We start from the raw sequence: 16,552 nt of genomic DNA, 5'->3' as shown, positions 1-16,552 counted from the left end.
ATGTAGCCGAAGAAGCGCCCCCTTGATCGTCCTTGTGACGATTCCGTGATCGCCGACTCACACAGTTCCAGTGCCACTGGCCGCCACCACGTGGCCTGCGGTCGGGGCGTCGACCGGTGTCACGAGCGTCTGGCGCAGGGCCTGGCGGTGACGCACGTATGACGCACGAGGCTCTCGGAGGGGTCTGTGCTTCGCTCTCGAAAACGCCTCAGTGCATCGTCGCCCGGCTGGGCAGGAGGGCGGCCGGCATCCAGTGACCGCCGTCCTCCAGCCGAGGAAACGGCGGGCCCTGCCGGTATCCGCTGTGCCATCTGCGGCGAAGGCTCCACCCGCTCGCACGACGCGCAGGCCGGAAAGGACGGGGGCGAGGCGGGCGGCCACGTGGTCCGGGTGGCGGGAGGCCTCTGCGTCCAGCCATGGGACAACGGCGGCTTGCTGCTCCGGCGAGCACAGAGACAGGTGGAAGAGCATGTTGCGCCACGCGGAGGCCGCGTTCTTGACGGTCGCCAGCGGGCGCGGGTTGTGGTGCACCCGTGCGGTGAGGCGACAAACGGCGGTGAAGCTACGGCGGGCGAGGTCGTCCCAGCCGGGTGCCGGAGAAACGCCGATCGGGTGGACAAGGGCGGCGAGGTTGTGGGTGGTCAGGATCTGGGCCTGTTCGATCACCATCCCCTTGGCAGCCATCGACGGCGGTGCCCCCGTCACACCGGCGCGTGCGTGGCACAGCTCCCGGAACGCGGGGCAGTCGCGCCCCCCGCCGCTCTCGCCGGCTTCGAGCGCCGCGACGGCGGCGTAGTCAATGCCGTAGTACCGCTCGTACAGGGTCCCGCCGAGCAGCCCACCGGCCAGCCGGGCCGCCGCGAGGAACTTGCCGGTGAAGGTGCCCACGAAGATGTCCGCAGCAAGGTCCTCCACCCACGGCACCCGCACGCCCGCCGTACGGGCGATGGTGCCGAGTTCGCGGACGAGCGGGTTCGGCAAAGGCGTCGCCGGGAAGCCCTGGAGAGCGAGTTCCCCGAGACCGGCAAGTGCCGCGCGGGCGTCCTGCCGTGCCCGGCCCGTCTCACGTCGGTGTCGTGCGACCGCCTGCACCCAGGGAAGCTCCTCGAACCGCACCTGCTGCTCCAGGTGGAGCAGCAGGAGGGAGCGGCGGTTGCGGAACGCCCGGTAGGTGGCGGCCATCAGGCGGCGCAGTTCCGCATCGGGGTAGGCCAAGGCGACGGTGGGCGCCGCGAGTTGGGGAACCAGTTCGGCCAGGACTTCGGCTGAGGACACCACGCCCCGTTCGATGAGCGTGCCGATCGGCGCGGCGAGCGTCCCTCGGACGACGCGGGCGACCGCCTCCGGCACTTGCGTGCCCTCGGGCAAACCGGTGCAGTGTGCTCCTGGGCCGTGACCGGACCGATGAGCCGGTCGGCCTGTGGCGTCCCGCTGTCCTGTGGCAGGCCGGACATCCGGCGTACGACCAGTCGTGCCAGGGCGTGATGGGTGGGCCTGGCGGCGTCGGCCGCCTGCCGAGCGCGCAGCGCGGCGTGTTCGACGGTGCCGGGACGGCCGCGGCGGCGCACTATCGCCTCGACGGCGTGCTGGAGCAGGCCCTTGCGCCGCGCGTCCAGCTCCCGCCCGGCGACCGCTTCCTCCATCGCCGTACGCAGGATGGCCAGGTTCTCCTTCGGCCTGCGGTGCTTGCCGCACCAGCGGTGCTCCTCGGCCAGCCGCCGGTACTGCTTCAGCAGAGCCGCTCCCCGGGCTCGCCAGTCGGCGTCCGGTGCGTGTGCCAGGACCCGTCCGTCCCCGGCGGTCTCCAGCCAGTGGGCGAGCAGTTCGTCCGCGAAGGGGTTCCACACCGCCAGCGCCTCCCGCATCGCCTCCACCGCCGGATCGGGGCGCCGCCCTGCGACCGCCGCGTGGGCCTCCCCCACCGTGAGGCGGTAAACCGCCCAGTCATCAGCCGCGGGTTCCCGGACAGGCCCGGGTGGCGGCGCGAAGCGCAACCGGGCCACCCACGGAGCCAGTTCGTCGACGAGCCGCAGTGCGCCGGCCGCATCGCCATGGCCGGCAAGCCACGCCACCGTCAGCAGGGCGGCCTCCTCGGGAACGGTCACCTGATACCCGCCATCGGCGAGCAGAGCGGTCAGCTCGGCCAGGCCGGCGTCGGTCAGGTAATGCGCGAACAGCGCCTTGCGGGCGACCGTGACCCTTGCCCGGCGGGCGGCCTCGCCCTCATACGGCTGCAACGGGCCGCCGGCACTCGCCGCACCCGTGGCGAAGCCGCCCCGTGCCACCTTCGGCGTGACCCAGGCCGGCATCCCGTCGATCGGTGTGCGCCACCCGATCGAAAGCGTGCCGTCGTCGGCCCCTTGCGACACGGCGCTCCAGACCCGGACTCGCTCCGCGGCGCGTACCCGGACAACGGCGTCCTCATCGGTGACCGCAGTGACGAAGGCCTTGGCCAACTGGGATTCGCGGTAGCCTCGATGCGCGGCCGGAGTCCCAGGCTTTTCCTCGTTGCCGTTCATAGCCGACGTGGCCGGATCCGCCCCCGCGCCCTCCGGGTCTCGAGCCCGGTGCTCTGCTCACTGAGCTACACGCCGATGGGCCCGACACGATATTTGCCACGACTGATCGCGCAATCGACGTGTGCCTGCTCAGCGGCACCGCGGTCGCAAACGTCGTTCGGACTCAGGTCCCCAGGCCGCGCGCTTCGCATCCAGAACAGCCAACAGGCAGGTGCAGCGGGCCGCGGTGATGCCCTCGTGCCGCGGCTGGCGATGGGTGCTGCGAGCGCCATAGGTCTCGCCGTATGCGGCATGAATGGTGCAAGTCTTTGTCAGCAGTTACATAGTTGGGCGAGTCCGCTCTTCTCGGCCATGGTGAGCAGATCGGGGCGGCCGGTGTCTTCGGCGCGACGAAACCTGACGGCACGACGGTCCCGCATGGCGATCCGGCGGCAGGTCGTCATCGCCGGGCTGGATGACACGTGCAGTCCCTCGGGTTGAGCAGCCGGGCGCGGTGCAGGGTGTCTCGCAGGCCGACCTGTGTCCACAATCGCGCCACGTGCGCCCTGGAGCCGAAGAATCCGCTGAGAAGGATGCTTGCGTCGAGGTTCACCACTTCGTGCCACCAGCGAGCCGGCACGTAGAGCACATCACCCGGTTCCAGTTCCACGGAGAAGAAGTCCTCGTCGTCCGTCACCGTTCCCCTGTCGGCGAGCAGTTCCTCGATGCCCACTCGGGACAGGCGCGCCCAGGTGTCGTACTTGGCGGAGAGCGCGCCGGCGCGTTCGACGACGCCGGGGCGGGCGAGGAGGAAGCGCTTCGTCCCGGCGATCTGGACGGCGCAGTTGTCCAGCAGGTCCTGGTGGAGGCCGGTACGGGCCCGGGCCGGACCGATCCAGACGCTGTTGGAGGTGACGGCGCCACGCGGGAGGAACGGTATGTCCTTCAGATCGTCCCGCAGCGCCGGGAATTGTCTGAGCAGATCGAACTCCTTCAGATAGAGCAGATCGCCGTCCGCCCGGGGCGGTTCGGACAGGTGGTGCAGGTACGTTCCCAGTTCCGACCGGGTGAACGCGGTGGGGGTGTTCTCCCGGTTGCCCCGTACCAGCCGCACCGGCAGCGACGGGTCGAGAGAGGCGATGTAGGGAAGCGTCCAGGTGCTGACGGCCGGCCAGTGCGCGGCCACCCCGCGGAAGACCGCGGGTGTGCGACGCCGCAGGTGTTCCGCCGGGCTTTTGTCCGGCGGCGGCAGCGGTCGAAAGTCCGTCGCGTACGTCACTGCGTTCGTTCCGTTCCTACTGTCGGCCCGGCGTTCCGGGCGACGCGGGTAGGTCGGTCGGCGTCGGTGATGCGCTGTCGGGCGGCTTCGCGTCGCTGCGTGAAGCACTGCGCGGCGCGGTCGAGTGCGGTGAGATGTGCGGCCAGTTCCCCACGGGCACGTTCGCCGTCCGCGCCCCTTGCGGGGCGCTCGAAGATGTTCAGTCTGCGCAGCACGGGCAGGAGCACGTCGTCGTCGTGCAGACGGGGGTCGTAGATTCCGGCCAGCGCGATCTGCGCGGACTTGCGCCTGAAGCCCTCGATGCCGTGACCCGGCATCCGGAAGGCGGTCACCACCGTGGCGACCGCCCGCATGGCGACGTCCGGGACCAGCTCGAGGAGCGCGTCGAGCAGGTCGCGGTAGAACAGCATGTGCAGGTTCTCGTCCTGGGTGACACGGGTCAGCAGCCCCTCGCAGACGGGATCGCCGGACAGCCGGCCGGTGTTGCGGTGGGCCACCCGAGTGTCGAGTTCCTGGAACGAGACGTACGCGATCACCTCGGCGACAGAGGCGTGTTCGAGTTCGAAACCGGCGCTGACATGCGCCAACCGGGCACGTCCGAGGGCCACCGGGTCGACGGTCCGTGAAGCCAGGAGGTAGTCCCGGATCGCCTGGCCATGAAGGTCCTCCTCCGCTGTCCATCTGTGGAACCAGGTATCCCAGGCGCCGTCGCGGCCGAAGTGCTCCGCGATGATGGGGTGGCAGCTCGGCGGGTTGTCCTCAGACAGCAGATTGACGACCAGTGAGGTGCCTACGGCTTCCGGCAGCGATGACTGGTCCGGCTGCCAGGCCCGGCCGCCGAACACCGCGCCGAAGTCGTGGCCGCGGCTCCAGGGCACGTACTCGTGCGGGAACCACTCTTTCGCGCCGGCCAAGTGGCGGTTCAGGCCGGCCTCCACCGCCGGCTCCAGGTCCTTGAGCAGTCGGACGTCTGCGGTCGACTCAGTAGTCATACAGCTTCCCTGAGGCAGTGAGGGGGCGCGCGCGTTTGGCACGCAAGCAGCACCGAATCGGCCTCAACCGAAATGAGGGGCCGATTCGAGCTCCGTCGGGACAATAACAGGAATTCCCCGCCCGGCCGAAAAGGGTAACCAGCGTCACATGCGGATCATAATCAGCGATGAATACGAGATTTCCAACATGGAATCCGCGCGAACACGCGATGTACAGATACCACTCGACCCCCTTTCCCTCTTCCCCGAACGATCGGTCGGTCGGCATTATTGTGGCATCCACATGAGACGGCCTTCCGGAGACACAGAAAATGACCTTGCCGAGCACTTCCCAACCCCGCGGAAACCGCGCCGGACGGGGTCCTGATTCCCCCGTGCGTCCGATCGAGACGCGATTCCTGAAGCAAGACGACATCGACGCGCTCCTCACCCTGGAGCAGACGAAATGGGACCGCGACCAGGCGGCCGACGCCTCGGATCTGACCGCCCGAATACAGGCATACCCGCAGCTCAGCATAGGCGCGTTCGACACTTCCAGTGGAGCGGCAATGACCTCGCTCTTCATGAAGCCGATCAGTGTCGCGCAGCTGCGTTCGGCGCCCGACTGGGTCGGCTGCGCCCGAGTGGAGGAAAGCGACGAAGAACCCGGGAATTCCCTGTTCGGGATCAGCCTCAGCAGCGTCGACGCCGAATCGGTGACGGCTGTTTTCGAGTTCTTCTGGCCGTACGCCCTTAAGCACGGCTGGCGCGATATCTATCTGGGCTCCCCGATGCCCGGACTGCGGGCCTGGAAACAGATTAATCCAGATCTACCGGCCGACGTCTACATGCATGAAATGCATCATGGCCTCCCCCGTGATCCACAGCTCCGCTATTACTACAACAAGGGATTCAGGGAAATCGTGGCCTGCAAGCCGGACTATTTCCCGCATCCGGCGTCACTCGACTACGGTGCCGTGATCCGCGGACACATCCCCCTTTCCGCCGGTAACCCGCTGTGGCGTCATGTGCCCCTGCCGTGGCTGAAGCGCATGCGGCACCTTCTCTTCCGGCTCGTGCGCACCTCATGAGCGCCGGTCACACCGTCGTCATCGGAGCGGGGATGGCGGGCCTGCTGGCGGCTGCCGCCCTCGGGGCGGCCGGTCGACCGGTGACCGTCCTGGAACAGGACCAGATCGCGCCTGGGCTGCGCCCGGAGCAGGACCTCGGGCAGAGCACCCCGACAGTCTCCCCGCGCCCCGGGGTCCCCCAGGGCAGGCAGCCGCACGTGCTGCTGCACCGTGGACTGTGCGCGATCGAGGAGCTTCTGCCCGGTCTGCGCGCGCAGTTGGTCGCGGCCGGCGGCGTGCCGCTGGACACGGGCAACCTCGCTTGGCTCGGCCAACAGGGCTGGGCACCGTTCGGTACGCCCGCTTTCGAACTCGTCTCGGCCACGCGCCCGTTGGTCGAATACCTCGTCAGAGGACGTGTGGCGGCTCTCCCCGGGGTGAGCCTGCTGTCCGGCGTCCGCGTACGCGGCCTGAGCCGCGCGCCTTCGGGGGACGGATGGCTCGTCGAACGCGCCGATGGTCCGTCCTTGCGGGCGGACCTCGTGGTGGATGCGTCCGGACACGGATCGAGGCTGCCCCGATGGCTGACGCTCCTGGGACATGGACAGGTGCCCACCTCGACCGTCGACGCCCGGTTCGGCTACGCCGGCCGCGTCTACCGCGCGCCCGCCGATGTCCTCGGTCGCGTGGCGGGCGTCGTCGTCCTGCCGACCCGTGAGGTTCCGGCGGGCGGCGTGGCCCTGCCCGTCGAGGGCGGCCGTTGGATGGTGGCGGCGGTGGGCGCGGGTGAACACCGGCCGCCCCGTGATCCGGAAGGATTCGACGGCTTCCTGAACAGGCTGCGCGACCCCGCGCTCGCCGACCTCGCGGCCCGGGCCCGTCCCCTGGGTGAGGTGGCCGTGCACCGGCGAACGGGCAACGTCCGTCATCACTACGAACGGCTGCGGCACTGGCCCGCCGGGGTGCTGGTGACCGGCGACAGTCTGTGTGCCTTCAATCCGGTGTACGGGCAGGGAATCACCGTGGCCGCCGTCCAGGCGCTGCTGCTGCGGCAGTCGCTGACCGGCAGTACGGCACCCGGCTGGGAAGGCCGACTGCTGCGGCGGTTCGCCCGCGCCGCCGACCTCCCGTGGACCATCGCGACGGGTGAGGACGTGGGGTACCTCCGAACCGATCGCCGTTCCGGTGGAGTGGCAGGGCTGTTCGGCCGGTGGTCCGGTGAGGTCGACCGACTCGCCGCACATGGCAATGTGCGGGCCCAGCGGACGCTCGACCGCGTCTACCACCTCATGGACTCGCCCACCTGCCTGTTCGATCCCATGGTGGTGGCCTCCGTGATCCGCGGCCGCCTGCTGGGGCTGCCGGCTCCCACTCCACGTCCACCGCTCGGCCGCGACCTGGCTCCCCGGTCCTGACCGCGCGGCCGCGCCGGCATACGCCCCGGCTCCCGAGCGGCCGTACACCCCAAGGAGAACCCTCTGATGAACATCGCGGTGACCGGGCTCGGCGCCACGACGCCCCTGGGCGGCGACGTCCCCAGCACCTGGTCCGCTCTGCTGGCCGGCGAGTCGGGGGTCTCCCGGCTCGATGAGGACTGGGCCGACCCGCTCCCGGTGCGCATCGCTGCCCGGCTGCGCGTGGAGCCGACGCAGATCCTCGATCGGGTGGAGGCCCGGCGCCTGGACCGATGCGAACAGGTCGCTCTGATCGCCGCCCGTGAAGCCTGGCGGGACGCCGGCCGCCCCGAGGTCGATCCACACCGCCTGGCGGTGGCGATCGGCACGGGCACCGGCGGCGTGCTCACCCTGCTCGGCCAGGACGACATCCTGGAACGCGCCGGAGCCCGGCGGGTGTCCCCGCGTGCTGTGACGATGCTCATGAGCAACGGCCCGGCGGCCGTCGTCAGCCTGGAACTGGGAGCCCGGGCGGGTGCCCACACCCCGGTCAGCGCGTGTGCCTCCGGCGCCGAGGCTCTCGCCCTGGGCATGGACCTGATCCGGCTCGGCCGCGCCGACGTCGTGGTGGCGGGCGGTGCCGAAGCATGTCTGCATCCACTGCCCCTCGCCGGCTTCGCGCAGGCGATGGCCCACTCCACCCGCAACCACGCCCCACATCAGGCGTCCCGGCCCTTCGACAGTGCGAGGGACGGCTTCGTGATCGGTGAGGGCTCCGCCGTACTGGTCCTGGAACGCGACGAGTTCGCCGCCGCACGCGGCGCCCGGGTGCATGCCCGGCTCACCGGGTCCGGCATCACCTCCGACGCCCACCACATGACCGCGGGTCACCCCGAAGGCCAGACCCGCAGCATGTGTCTGGCCCTCGCCGACGCCGGGCTCGCCGCCGGGGACATCGACCTGGTCATGGCCCACGCCACCGCCACACCCCACGGCGATCTCACCGAAGCCCGCTCGATCAGCGAAGCCATCGGCAACCACCCGACCGTCACCGCGACCAAGGCGATGACCGGGCATCTCTTCGGCGCTGCCGGGGCCCTCGGCGCCCTGGTGACCGTCCTCGCCCTGCGCGAGCAGGCCGTCCCGCCGACGATCAACCTCGACGACCAGGATCCGCGGATCGACCTGGACATCGTGACCGGGCGGCCGTTCCGCGGCCCGGTCACCGCCGCCCTCGCGAACTCCTTCGGCTTCGGCGGCCACAACGTCTGCCTGACCCTGACCCGTTGAACGTCTACCGAGCCGCGGGGCAGACCACAGGGCGATGGGTGTGCAATGCATCCCCGGTCCCACGGTCACAGCCGCGCATCGCCGGTTCACGGGTGGTGGATGTCCCACGTCACCGACCTGGAGGGCGAGGGGCTCGCGGTCGGCCGGGCTGTGTCGCACCGCGTGGGATCTGACGGCAGGAGCATTCGGAAGGCACCGATGCGCTCCGTACCGAACCGCACGTCCGCGGTCCGAACGGTGGCCAGATCCGTCAGGCGCCGCGGCAGTTGGTCCTGCGTGAGGGGGGCGCCCACGTACGCCGCTACGAGGACCCTGGTGCAGGCGCTGTCCCGCGCGGCAGGAAGGCCGGCGGGGAAGTCGACGCTACGGGTCCTGCTTCCGTCGGCGGACAGCCGGTAGCGCATGACGGACGACATCTCCGTCCCCGTCGCTGTCGCGGTGAGGCTCCAGAATTCGACCTGCACCGCGACCGGTTCGCACAACGGCCGGACATCGCCCGTGCGCGCTGCGCGAATCTCGACAGCCGCGACCTGGTACGGAGATCCGCCCCGGCCGGTCGGATCGCGGAAGGCCACCGCGGACCGCAGCCAGGCGGCCTGCTGCCGTTGCGACCAGTGGTCGTCCCCACGGCAGCCCCCGGTCTGTTCACCTGCCGACGCCTTCACGCAGCCGGCCGTGAGCAGCGCGAGAGCAGCCGCGCAGGCCGTCAGAGCCTTGTGGCGCAGCCGGAGGTGGGTTCTGTACATGTTCTCCCTCGATCGGAACGAGCGGGCCGCGGGCATCTCGTGGCTCTGGCGGCGAGCAGTCTGTACGGACGTCGCCCACGGCGCGGGCGCCGATCGGCCGCTGTGTCCGTGTCGTGACCGAGCAGGAGATGCGATGCCCGGTGGATGGCACGCCGTCCGTCTCGTGCCGGATGCTCCGGAGCAGCCTGTGCGAGACGGTTTGCCGATCGATGAGCCACTTCCGGCGATCCGTCGCGGAATCCGCCAAACAGTTGAGCGGTTGTCGTCCGTTCTTCACGATTTGCCTGTCAAGCGCCCGACAGTAAAACCTCGGGCCCAGCGCTGCAGAAGCGAGTCCAGCATGGTGCGTGTCCGTGCATCCCTGTCCCAGCTACCCTCCTACGTCCCGGGCCGCAAACTGCCCGGGGCCATCATTCTGGCCAGCAACGAATCGCCCTACGGGCTGCTGCCCGGCGTGGCCGGAACACTCGCGGAGGCCGCGGGCGGTGTGTCGCGGTATCCCGATCTGGATGCCACCGACCTCATCGAGGCGCTGGCAGCGCGTCACGGGATCGATCCGGAGCGGATCGCGGTGGGCGCCGGCTCCTCCGAGGTCTGCGGGCAGTTGCTGCACACGGTCGTCGGCCCCGGCGACGAGGTCGTCTTCGGCTGGCGCTCCTTCGAGGCATACCCGATCCTCACCGCGGTCGCGGGCGGCACCGCGGTGAGGGTGCCCCTGCGTGATCACACGCTCGACCTGGACGCCATGGCCGCCGCGATCACCCCACGGACCCGGCTGGTGTTCGTGTGCAACCCCAACAACCCCACCTCGACCGCGGTCGGTGAGCGGGAACTTCTCGACTTCGCGGACCGGGTGCCGCGGGATGTGCTGATCGTCGTCGACGAGGCGTACCGGGAGTACGCCGATCCCGCTTTGGTCCCCGACGCCCTCGCTCTCCTCGGCGACCGGCCGAACGTGGTGGTTCTGCGGACTTTCTCGAAGGCGTACGGCCTGGCGGGGCTGCGCGTCGGCTACTGCGTCGCCGAGCCCGATCTCGCCTCACATGTGCGCAAGACCCAGGTGCCGTTCAGCGTCAGCGCCCTCGCCCAGCGGGCGGCCGTCGTCGCCCTCGGCGAAGCCGCGGAGGTCGCCCGACGGGCCGCGCGCACGATCACCGAACGGGACCGTGTCACCCAGCGGTTGCGCGCGCTGGGTCACGACGTCCCCGACTCCCAGTCCAACTTCGTGTGGCTGCCGCTCGCCGACGCCAGCGGGGACTTCGCGGTGCACTGCCTCGGCGGGAGAGTGGTGGTCCGCCCGTTCCTCGGCGAGGGCATCCGGGTGACGCTCGGTCTGCCGGAGGAGAACGACGCCCTGCTCGCACTCGCGGCGACCTGGATAGGCTGAAGGCCATGCGCCCCAGTGCCTACGAAAGGCACCGCGAGCTGCTCCAGAGCGTCGTCCGGGCCCTCGCCGCCGGTGAGCGCCGCCGCCCCTTCACGGAGGCGACCGGCCAGGACGCAGCGGACGCGGGGATGAGATCGACACGCACCGCCGGGAAGGTGTTCGACTCCCTGTTGGGGCGGCCCTTCGAGCTGGGGCAGCCCGGCGAACGCGGCCAAGTGCGCACGGAGTCGTCGCCCTACGGCATCGATCTGGACATCGCCTATCCGCGCTGCGACCCGGCCGAGCTGGTCGCGGCGGCCGGGCGGACTGCGGCCGGCTGGCGTGCCGCAGGGCTGCACCAGCGTGCGGGGCTCGCCGTGGAGATCCTGCGCCGGCTGAACACCCGCACCCACGAGCTGGCCCTGGCCGTTCACCACACCACCGGCCAGCCGGTGCCGGCCGCGCTCCGCACCGCCGGGCCCCGCGCCCAGGATCGTGCCCTGGAAGCCGTGGCCCAGGCCTTTGCCGAGTCGGAACGCGTCCCGGCCGACCTGAACCTGGAGAGCGCCGAACGAGGCGGGCAACCGCTGGCGCTGCGGGGCACCTGCACCCTCGTGCCCCGCGGAGTGTCGCTGCTCATCGGCTGTCCCGACTTCCCGCTCTGGAACGGGCTCCCCGGCCTGTTCGCCAGCCTCGTGACGGGCAACCCCGTCGTCGTGGCTCCCCACCCGCGCTCGGTGCTACCGCTGGCGATCACGGTGCGGGTCGCCCGGCAGGTACTCGCGGAAGCCGGTTACGCCCCGGACGTCGTGACCCTGGCGGTGGCGGAACCGGAGCGGCAGGTGCACAGACGGCTGGCCACGGACCCGGCTGTGCGCATCGTCGACTTCACCGGCTCCGCACGTTTCGCGCGCTGGCTGGAGCAACACGCCCACCAGGCCGCCGTGTTCGCCGACCGGACCGGGCTGAACACCGTGGTCGTGGACTCGACCGACGACTACCGGCGCCTGGTCCGCGGACTCGCCCTCTCCCTGTGCCTGTGCAACGGCACGGTGCGCACCACGCCGCAGAACATCCTGGTGCCCGAGCAGGGCTTCGGCACCGACGAGGGCCACAAGACCCTCCGGGACCTCGGGGCCGACCTCGGCGACGCCGTGGACCGCCTGCTCGGGCATCCCACACGCGTGGCGCGAGTACTGGGCGCGATCACCGCCGACGAGGTGCTCGGCGCCCTCGCGGAGGCCGCCCGGTACGGCCCGGTCCTGCATGCTTCCGCTCCCGTGGCCCACCCGGACCATCCGCGCGCCGATGTGCGCAGCCCGCTGCTCGTGCGGCTGCGGGCATCGGACGAGCCGGTCTACACGCGTGAATGGCCCGGGCCGGTCTCCTTCCTGGTGGGGACCGAGTCGACCTCGCAGAGTCTGGCGCTCCTGCGCCGTACGGTGGCACGGCACGGCGCGCTCTACGCCGCTGTGCACTCCACCGACCCGCTGGTGCTGGCGGCGGCCGAGGCGGCCGCGCTGGACGCCGGGGTCGATCTGGTGGCGAACCTCAGCGACCTGCCGGCCGACCCTTCCTCGGTACTCGCCGACCTGCCGGGCGCGGGCGCCCATTTCGTCACCGGACGGTTTCGCGTGGTGCGCTCCAGGTGGCACACCCCGCGGGCGGCTCCCGCACGCGCACCGGTGGCAGAACAGCTAACGGTCACGGTGCCGGAACCCGCCGGGGTTGCCCTGTCCGGCCCCGGCCTCACCGCCGGATGATCGATGTGTGAACGGGCCGGTGTTCAGCCGGTCCAGGTGGCGCCGCGCCCGCGCACCTCGTCGAAGACGAGCCAGGTGCGGGTCGAGCGCACCCCTGGCACCGCCTGGATGCTCTCCAGCACGACCTGGCGCAGCACGAGGTTGTCCGGTGCGCGCACCAGCACCAGGACGTCGAAGTCGCCCGTGACGAGGGCGACATGCTCCACGTACGGCATCTCACGCAGTTCGCGCGAGATGTCGCGCCAGGCGTCCTGCTCGATGCTCATCGTCACGTAGGCGCTCGTACCGAGGCCGGCTCGCTGGGCGTTCAGTTGTGCGGTGAAGCCCGTGATGACGTCCTCGGCCACGAGTCTGCCGATACGTGTGTAGGCGTTCGCCCGGGAGATGTGCACCTGCTCGGCGAGCGCCCGGACCGAGATCCGGCCGTCTTCGAGGAGCCGACCGAGGATCTGCCGGTCGATGTCGTCGAGCGGGACGGCAGTTCGTCCGGCCGCCGACCCCGGCAGCACGTTTTCCTCGAACACATTGCTCTCCTGTCCCGCCCAATTCAGCAGTTCATCGCCAGTTGAGCCGAAGTATTGAACACACATTCCGCTATGGCCACCATTCTCCTGTCAAGTGTCCAGAGAAAGTGAGTGCCCTCCATGTCTGTGAAGAGCCTCCGCCAGACGGTCCAGGGCCTCCTGCCGTCGCTGACGCCGGTACGGTTCGTGGCCGAGGACGGCACGCCGGTCGCCAGACAGCCGGCCGACTACGCCGAGCCCCCGGTCGCGGCCCTGCGGGAGGCCTACCGGCGGATGGTCCTGGGACGGCGGTTCGACACCCAGGCGACCGCGCTCACCAAGCAGGGCCGACTCGCGGTCTACCCGTCCAGCCGCGGACAGGAGGCCTGCCAGATCGGTGCCGTGCTCGCGCTGCGCCCCGACGACTGGCTGTTCCCCACCTACCGCGACTCCGTGGCCCTGGTGACCCGGGACATCGACCCGGTCGAGGTGCTGACACTGCTGCGCGGCGACTGGCACTGCGGTTACGACCCCGCCGCCACCCGTGTCGCCCCCCAGTGCACCCCGCTGGCCACGCAGGTGCTGCACGCGACCGGTATGGCCGAGTCCCTGCGCCGCGCGGGCACCGACGGCGTGACGATGGCTCTCGTCGGTGACGGCGCCACCAGTGAGGGCGACTTCCATGAGGCGCTGAACTTCGCGGCCGTCTTCCGCGCGCCGGTCGTCTTCTTCGTCCAGAACAACAAGTACGCGATCTCCGTGCCGCTGGCCCGGCAGACCGCGGCGCCCGCGCTCGCGTACAAGGGCATCGGCTACGGAGTGCGCTCGGAGCAGGTCGACGGCAATGACCTGGTCGCCGTGCTGGCGGTGCTGACAGCGGCCGTCGAGCACGCACGCGCCGGACACGGTCCCGTCCTGGTCGAGGCGCACACCTACCGCATGGACGCGCACACCAACGCCGACGACGCCACCCGCTACCGGGAGGACGACGAGGTCGAGCAGTGGCGGGCCGCCGACCCGGTCGACCGTCTGGAGGCGTACCTGCGATCGCGGCACGCGCTCACCGACGAGGACGTGGCGGCGCTGCGGGAGGAGGCCGAGGAGTTGGCTGCGCGGGTGCGCGCGGGCATGAACGCGGACTCCGTGCTCGACCCGCTGGAGCTGTTCGACCACGTCTACGCCGAACCGACCCCGCAACTGCGCGAACAGCGCGCCCAGTTGGCGGCCGAACTGGCGTCGGCCGACGCCGCCCCCGTACCGCACGACCAGGAGGACTGACGACCATGGGCAAGGTCACGATGGCGCAGGCGCTCAACACCGCCCTGCGTGACGCAATGCGCGGGGACGAGCGGGTGCTCGTCTTCGGGGAGGACGTCGGTCCGCTCGGCGGGGTGTTCCGCATCACCGACGGGTTGACCCGCGACTTCGGGGAGCAGCGCTGCTTCGACACTCCGCTGGCCGAGGCCGGCATCGTCGGACTGGCGGTCGGCATGGCGATGGGCGGGTACCGGCCCGTGGTGGAGATGCAGTTCGACGCCTTCGCGTACCCCGCGTTCGAGCAGATCGCCTCGCACGTCGCCAAGCTGCGCAACCGTACCCGCGGGCGGATCGGCCTGCCGATGGTGATCCGCATCCCGTACGCGGGCGGGATCGGCGGAGTGGAGCACCACTGCGACTCCAGTGAGGCCTACTACGCACACACCCCGGGCCTGAAGGTAGTCACGCCGGCGACGGCGGAGGACGCGTACTGGCTGCTGCGCGACGCGGTGGCCGACCCCGATCCTGTGGTCTTCCTGGAGCCGAAGAAGCTGTACTGGTCTCGCGAGGACGCCGATCTGGAGACGCGGGAAGCACCGCCGTTCGGCCGGGCGGCGGTACGGAGGACGGGGCGGGATGCCACCCTGATCGCCTACGGGCCGTCGGTCCCGGTGGCCCTGGCGGCGGCCGAAGCCGCTGCCGAGGACGGGGTCGACCTCGAAGTCGTGGACCTGCGGACCTTGGTGCCCTTCGACGACGAGACCGTCACGGAGTCGGTCCGCAGGACCGGACGCTGCGTGGTCGTGCAGGAGGCCCAGGGCTTCGCCGGAGTGGGCGCGGAGATCGCCGCGCGAGTCCAGGAACGCTGTTTCCACTCCCTGGCCGCGCCCGTCCTGCGGGTCTCCGGGTTCGACATCCCCTATCCGCCGCCGAAGCTGGAGCACGCGCACCTGCCCGGTGTCGACCGGATCCTCGACGCCGTCGACCGCCTCCAGTTCACCGACACGCCGGACATCCGCCACCTGATGAAGGGAACGGCCGCATGACCACCGCGACGCTGCACGAGCAGCTGTTCCGGCTGCCCGACCTCGGGGAGGGACTGACCGAGGCGGAGATCGTCGACTGGAAGGTCGCCGTCGGCGACACGGTGACGATCGACCAGATCGTGGTCGAGGTGGAGACCGCCAAGGCCGCGGTCGAGGTGCCGGTCCCCTACGCGGGCACCGTGCTGCGGCTGCACGCCGAGGCGGGCACGGCGTTGGGGGTGGGCGAACCGCTGATCACGGTGGGGGCGAGTACCTCCGCCGGGGCCGACGGACGTCCGGGCGACCATGCCGCGAAGCGGTACCGCGAGGAGGAGCAGGCCGGATCCGGCAACGTGCTGATCGGCTACGGCACCGGCCACGAACCTGAACGGCGCCGTCGCCGCCGACGAGGCACAACGACCGCCGTGATCGACTCGACGTCCGTGGCCGGACCGACGGCCGCGGTGGGCCCGTCGGCCAGGCCTTTGACTCCGGTCGAGCCGCACGCCCCCCGGGTCATCTCGCCCCTGGTGCGAAGGATGGCCCGGGACCACGGAATCGACCTCTCCGCGCTGGTGCCTTCCGGTCCCGCCGGAGTCGTCCTGCGGCGGGACGTGGAGGAGGCCGTCGCCCAGGGCGTGCGGACCTCGGCAGAGCCCGCCGCCGGGCCTCGTGCACAGCCCGTCTCGAACGGTCCCGTGCGAATCCCCCTGCGCGGTGTCCGCCGGGCCGTGGCGGACAAGCTCTCGCGCAGCCGGACCGAGATCCCCGACGCCACTACCTGGGTGGACGTGGACGCCACCGGACTGCTCCAGGCCAAGAAGGCGCTGGAGGCCGCCCAACCCGGCCATCGCATCGGGCTGCTGGCACTGCTGGCCCGGATCTGTGTCGCCGGTCTGCGCCGCTACCCCGAGTTGAACTCAGCGGTCGACACCGAACAGCGGGAGATCCTGCGCTTCGAGGAGATACACCTCGGCTTCGCCGCCCAGACCGAACGCGGGCTCGTCGTCCCGGTCGTCCGTGACGCCCACCGGCTGACGACCGTACAACTGGCCGCCGAGCTCGCCCGGTTGACCGAACTTGCCCGGACGGGAAGCCTGCCGCCCGACCGGCTGACCGGCGGGACCTTCACCCTCAACAACTACGGCGTATTCGGTGTCGACGGTTCGACGCCCATCATCAACCACCCGGAGGCGGCGCTCCTCGGCGTAGGCCGCATCGTCGACAAACCCTGGGTGGTGGACGGCGCGCTCGCCGTACGCAAGGTCACGCAGCTCTCGTTCAGCTTCGACCACCGGGTCTGCGACGGCGGTGTGGCCGGCGGCTTCCTGCGCTTCGTGGCCGACTGCGTGGAGCGCCCGGCGGTCCTGCTCGCCGACGTCTGATCCGA

General features: G+C 70.7%; 15 protein-coding genes and 1 tRNA gene. 8 read left to right on the top strand and 8 right to left on the bottom strand.

Going from position 1 to position 16,552, the window contains the following annotated elements:
* Nucleotides 1–57: 57 nt before the first annotated feature.
* The 6 genes from ABZT93_RS32670 to ABZT93_RS32645 all read right to left on the bottom strand — a co-directional run bounded on the left by ABZT93_RS32670 (nucleotide 58) and on the right by ABZT93_RS32645 (nucleotide 4,769).
* A complete protein-coding gene (locus ABZT93_RS32670; RefSeq protein ID WP_356111481.1) occupies nucleotides 58–1,275 on the bottom strand; it encodes a hypothetical protein in 1,218 nt (405 codons plus the stop codon).
* Entirely contained in the window at nucleotides 1,182–2,369 is a 1,188-nt protein-coding gene (locus tag ABZT93_RS32665; RefSeq protein ID WP_356111478.1) for a hypothetical protein, read from the bottom strand. Before ABZT93_RS32665 ends, ABZT93_RS32670 begins: the two co-directional genes overlap by 94 nt.
* A gap of 152 nt (nucleotides 2,370–2,521) precedes the next feature.
* Nucleotides 2,522–2,594 (bottom strand) — tRNA-Ser (locus tag ABZT93_RS32660).
* Nucleotides 2,595–2,830: 236 nt separating this feature from the next.
* The gene (locus ABZT93_RS32655) at nucleotides 2,831–2,980 is read right to left on the bottom strand and encodes a hypothetical protein (RefSeq protein WP_356111476.1); all 150 of its coding nucleotides are present in this window, start codon (nucleotides 2,978–2,980) and stop codon (nucleotides 2,831–2,833) included.
* Nucleotides 2,959–3,777 carry a cupin-like domain-containing protein gene (locus ABZT93_RS32650; protein WP_356111474.1) on the bottom strand — a complete coding sequence of 273 codons (819 nt, stop codon included), beginning with the start codon at nucleotides 3,775–3,777 and terminating at the stop codon, nucleotides 2,959–2,961. Before ABZT93_RS32650 ends, ABZT93_RS32655 begins: the two co-directional genes overlap by 22 nt.
* Nucleotides 3,774–4,769 (bottom strand): acyl-ACP desaturase, encoded by a 996-nt coding sequence (locus ABZT93_RS32645; RefSeq protein WP_356111472.1) that lies wholly within the window; start codon nucleotides 4,767–4,769, stop codon nucleotides 3,774–3,776. The genes ABZT93_RS32650 and ABZT93_RS32645 overlap by 4 nt, the downstream gene beginning before the upstream one ends.
* A gap of 374 nt (nucleotides 4,770–5,143) precedes the next feature.
* On the opposite strand from ABZT93_RS32645, the gene ABZT93_RS32640 reads away from it, so the two are divergent.
* The 3 genes from ABZT93_RS32640 to ABZT93_RS32630 all read left to right on the top strand — a co-directional run bounded on the left by ABZT93_RS32640 (nucleotide 5,144) and on the right by ABZT93_RS32630 (nucleotide 8,502).
* On the top strand, nucleotides 5,144–5,839 hold the full coding sequence (locus tag ABZT93_RS32640) for a hypothetical protein (protein WP_356111470.1): 696 nt from the start codon (nucleotides 5,144–5,146) through the stop codon (nucleotides 5,837–5,839).
* Nucleotides 5,836–7,233, top strand: a complete 1,398-nt coding sequence (locus ABZT93_RS32635) for an NAD(P)-binding protein (RefSeq protein WP_356111469.1) — start codon at nucleotides 5,836–5,838, stop codon at nucleotides 7,231–7,233. Before ABZT93_RS32640 ends, ABZT93_RS32635 begins: the two co-directional genes overlap by 4 nt.
* A 66-nt stretch (nucleotides 7,234–7,299) precedes the next feature.
* The gene (locus ABZT93_RS32630) at nucleotides 7,300–8,502 is read left to right on the top strand and encodes a beta-ketoacyl-[acyl-carrier-protein] synthase family protein (RefSeq protein WP_356111467.1); all 1,203 of its coding nucleotides are present in this window, start codon (nucleotides 7,300–7,302) and stop codon (nucleotides 8,500–8,502) included.
* A gap of 86 nt (nucleotides 8,503–8,588) precedes the next feature.
* On the opposite strand, the gene ABZT93_RS32625 is transcribed toward ABZT93_RS32630, so the two are convergent.
* Entirely contained in the window at nucleotides 8,589–9,248 is a 660-nt protein-coding gene (locus ABZT93_RS32625) for a hypothetical protein (RefSeq protein ID WP_356111466.1), read from the bottom strand.
* A 340-nt stretch (nucleotides 9,249–9,588) separates the two neighbouring features.
* Between ABZT93_RS32625 and hisC the strand changes: the two genes are divergently transcribed.
* Nucleotides 9,589–10,635 carry a histidinol-phosphate transaminase gene (hisC, locus tag ABZT93_RS32620; protein WP_356111465.1) on the top strand — a complete coding sequence of 349 codons (1,047 nt, stop codon included), beginning with the start codon at nucleotides 9,589–9,591 and terminating at the stop codon, nucleotides 10,633–10,635.
* A gap of 5 nt (nucleotides 10,636–10,640) precedes the next feature.
* Nucleotides 10,641–12,377 (top strand): aldehyde dehydrogenase family protein, encoded by a 1,737-nt coding sequence (locus ABZT93_RS32615; RefSeq protein ID WP_356111463.1) that lies wholly within the window; start codon nucleotides 10,641–10,643, stop codon nucleotides 12,375–12,377.
* A 23-nt stretch (nucleotides 12,378–12,400) separates the two neighbouring features.
* On the opposite strand, the gene ABZT93_RS32610 is transcribed toward ABZT93_RS32615, so the two are convergent.
* The gene (locus tag ABZT93_RS32610) at nucleotides 12,401–12,901 is read right to left on the bottom strand and encodes an Lrp/AsnC family transcriptional regulator (protein ID WP_356111461.1); all 501 of its coding nucleotides are present in this window, start codon (nucleotides 12,899–12,901) and stop codon (nucleotides 12,401–12,403) included.
* A gap of 120 nt (nucleotides 12,902–13,021) precedes the next feature.
* Between ABZT93_RS32610 and pdhA the strand changes: the two genes are divergently transcribed.
* Genes pdhA through ABZT93_RS32595 form a run of 3 tightly spaced genes read left to right on the top strand, consistent with a single transcriptional unit; the run spans nucleotide 13,022 to nucleotide 16,547 of the window.
* Nucleotides 13,022–14,158 carry a pyruvate dehydrogenase (acetyl-transferring) E1 component subunit alpha gene (gene pdhA, locus ABZT93_RS32605; protein WP_356111459.1) on the top strand — a complete coding sequence of 379 codons (1,137 nt, stop codon included), beginning with the start codon at nucleotides 13,022–13,024 and terminating at the stop codon, nucleotides 14,156–14,158.
* A gap of 5 nt (nucleotides 14,159–14,163) precedes the next feature.
* Complete coding sequence (locus ABZT93_RS32600) at nucleotides 14,164–15,183, top strand: alpha-ketoacid dehydrogenase subunit beta (protein WP_356111457.1); 1,020 nt, start codon at nucleotides 14,164–14,166, stop codon at nucleotides 15,181–15,183.
* A complete protein-coding gene (locus tag ABZT93_RS32595; protein WP_356111455.1) occupies nucleotides 15,180–16,547 on the top strand; it encodes a dihydrolipoamide acetyltransferase family protein in 1,368 nt (455 codons plus the stop codon). Before ABZT93_RS32600 ends, ABZT93_RS32595 begins: the two co-directional genes overlap by 4 nt.
* Nucleotides 16,548–16,552 lie beyond the last annotated feature (5 nt).

It is taken from the genome of Streptomyces sp. NPDC005303, from assembly GCF_040607335.1.
Taxonomy (GTDB): domain Bacteria; phylum Actinomycetota; class Actinomycetes; order Streptomycetales; family Streptomycetaceae; genus Streptomyces.
The sequence above is the reverse complement of the archived record's forward strand: the minus strand, read 5'-3'. Positions and strand labels throughout refer to the sequence as shown.

Bases quoted from the DNA above. Each gene is read 5' to 3' on its own strand.
- ABZT93_RS32645 (WP_356111472.1), bottom strand. From the start codon at position 4,769: ATGACTACTGAGTCGACCGCAGACGTCCGACTGCTCAAGGACCTGGAG.
- ABZT93_RS32635 (WP_356111469.1), top strand. From the start codon at position 5,836: ATGAGCGCCGGTCACACCGTCGTCATCGGAGCGGGGATGGCGGGCCTG.
- ABZT93_RS32630 (WP_356111467.1), top strand. From the start codon at position 7,300: ATGAACATCGCGGTGACCGGGCTCGGCGCCACGACGCCCCTGGGCGGC.
- ABZT93_RS32625 (WP_356111466.1), bottom strand. From the start codon at position 9,248: ATGTACAGAACCCACCTCCGGCTGCGCCACAAGGCTCTGACGGCCTGC.
- hisC (WP_356111465.1), top strand. From the start codon at position 9,589: ATGGTGCGTGTCCGTGCATCCCTGTCCCAGCTACCCTCCTACGTCCCG.
- ABZT93_RS32615 (WP_356111463.1), top strand. From the start codon at position 10,641: ATGCGCCCCAGTGCCTACGAAAGGCACCGCGAGCTGCTCCAGAGCGTC.
- pdhA (WP_356111459.1), top strand. From the start codon at position 13,022: ATGTCTGTGAAGAGCCTCCGCCAGACGGTCCAGGGCCTCCTGCCGTCG.
- ABZT93_RS32600 (WP_356111457.1), top strand. From the start codon at position 14,164: ATGGGCAAGGTCACGATGGCGCAGGCGCTCAACACCGCCCTGCGTGAC.
- ABZT93_RS32595 (WP_356111455.1), top strand. From the start codon at position 15,180: ATGACCACCGCGACGCTGCACGAGCAGCTGTTCCGGCTGCCCGACCTC.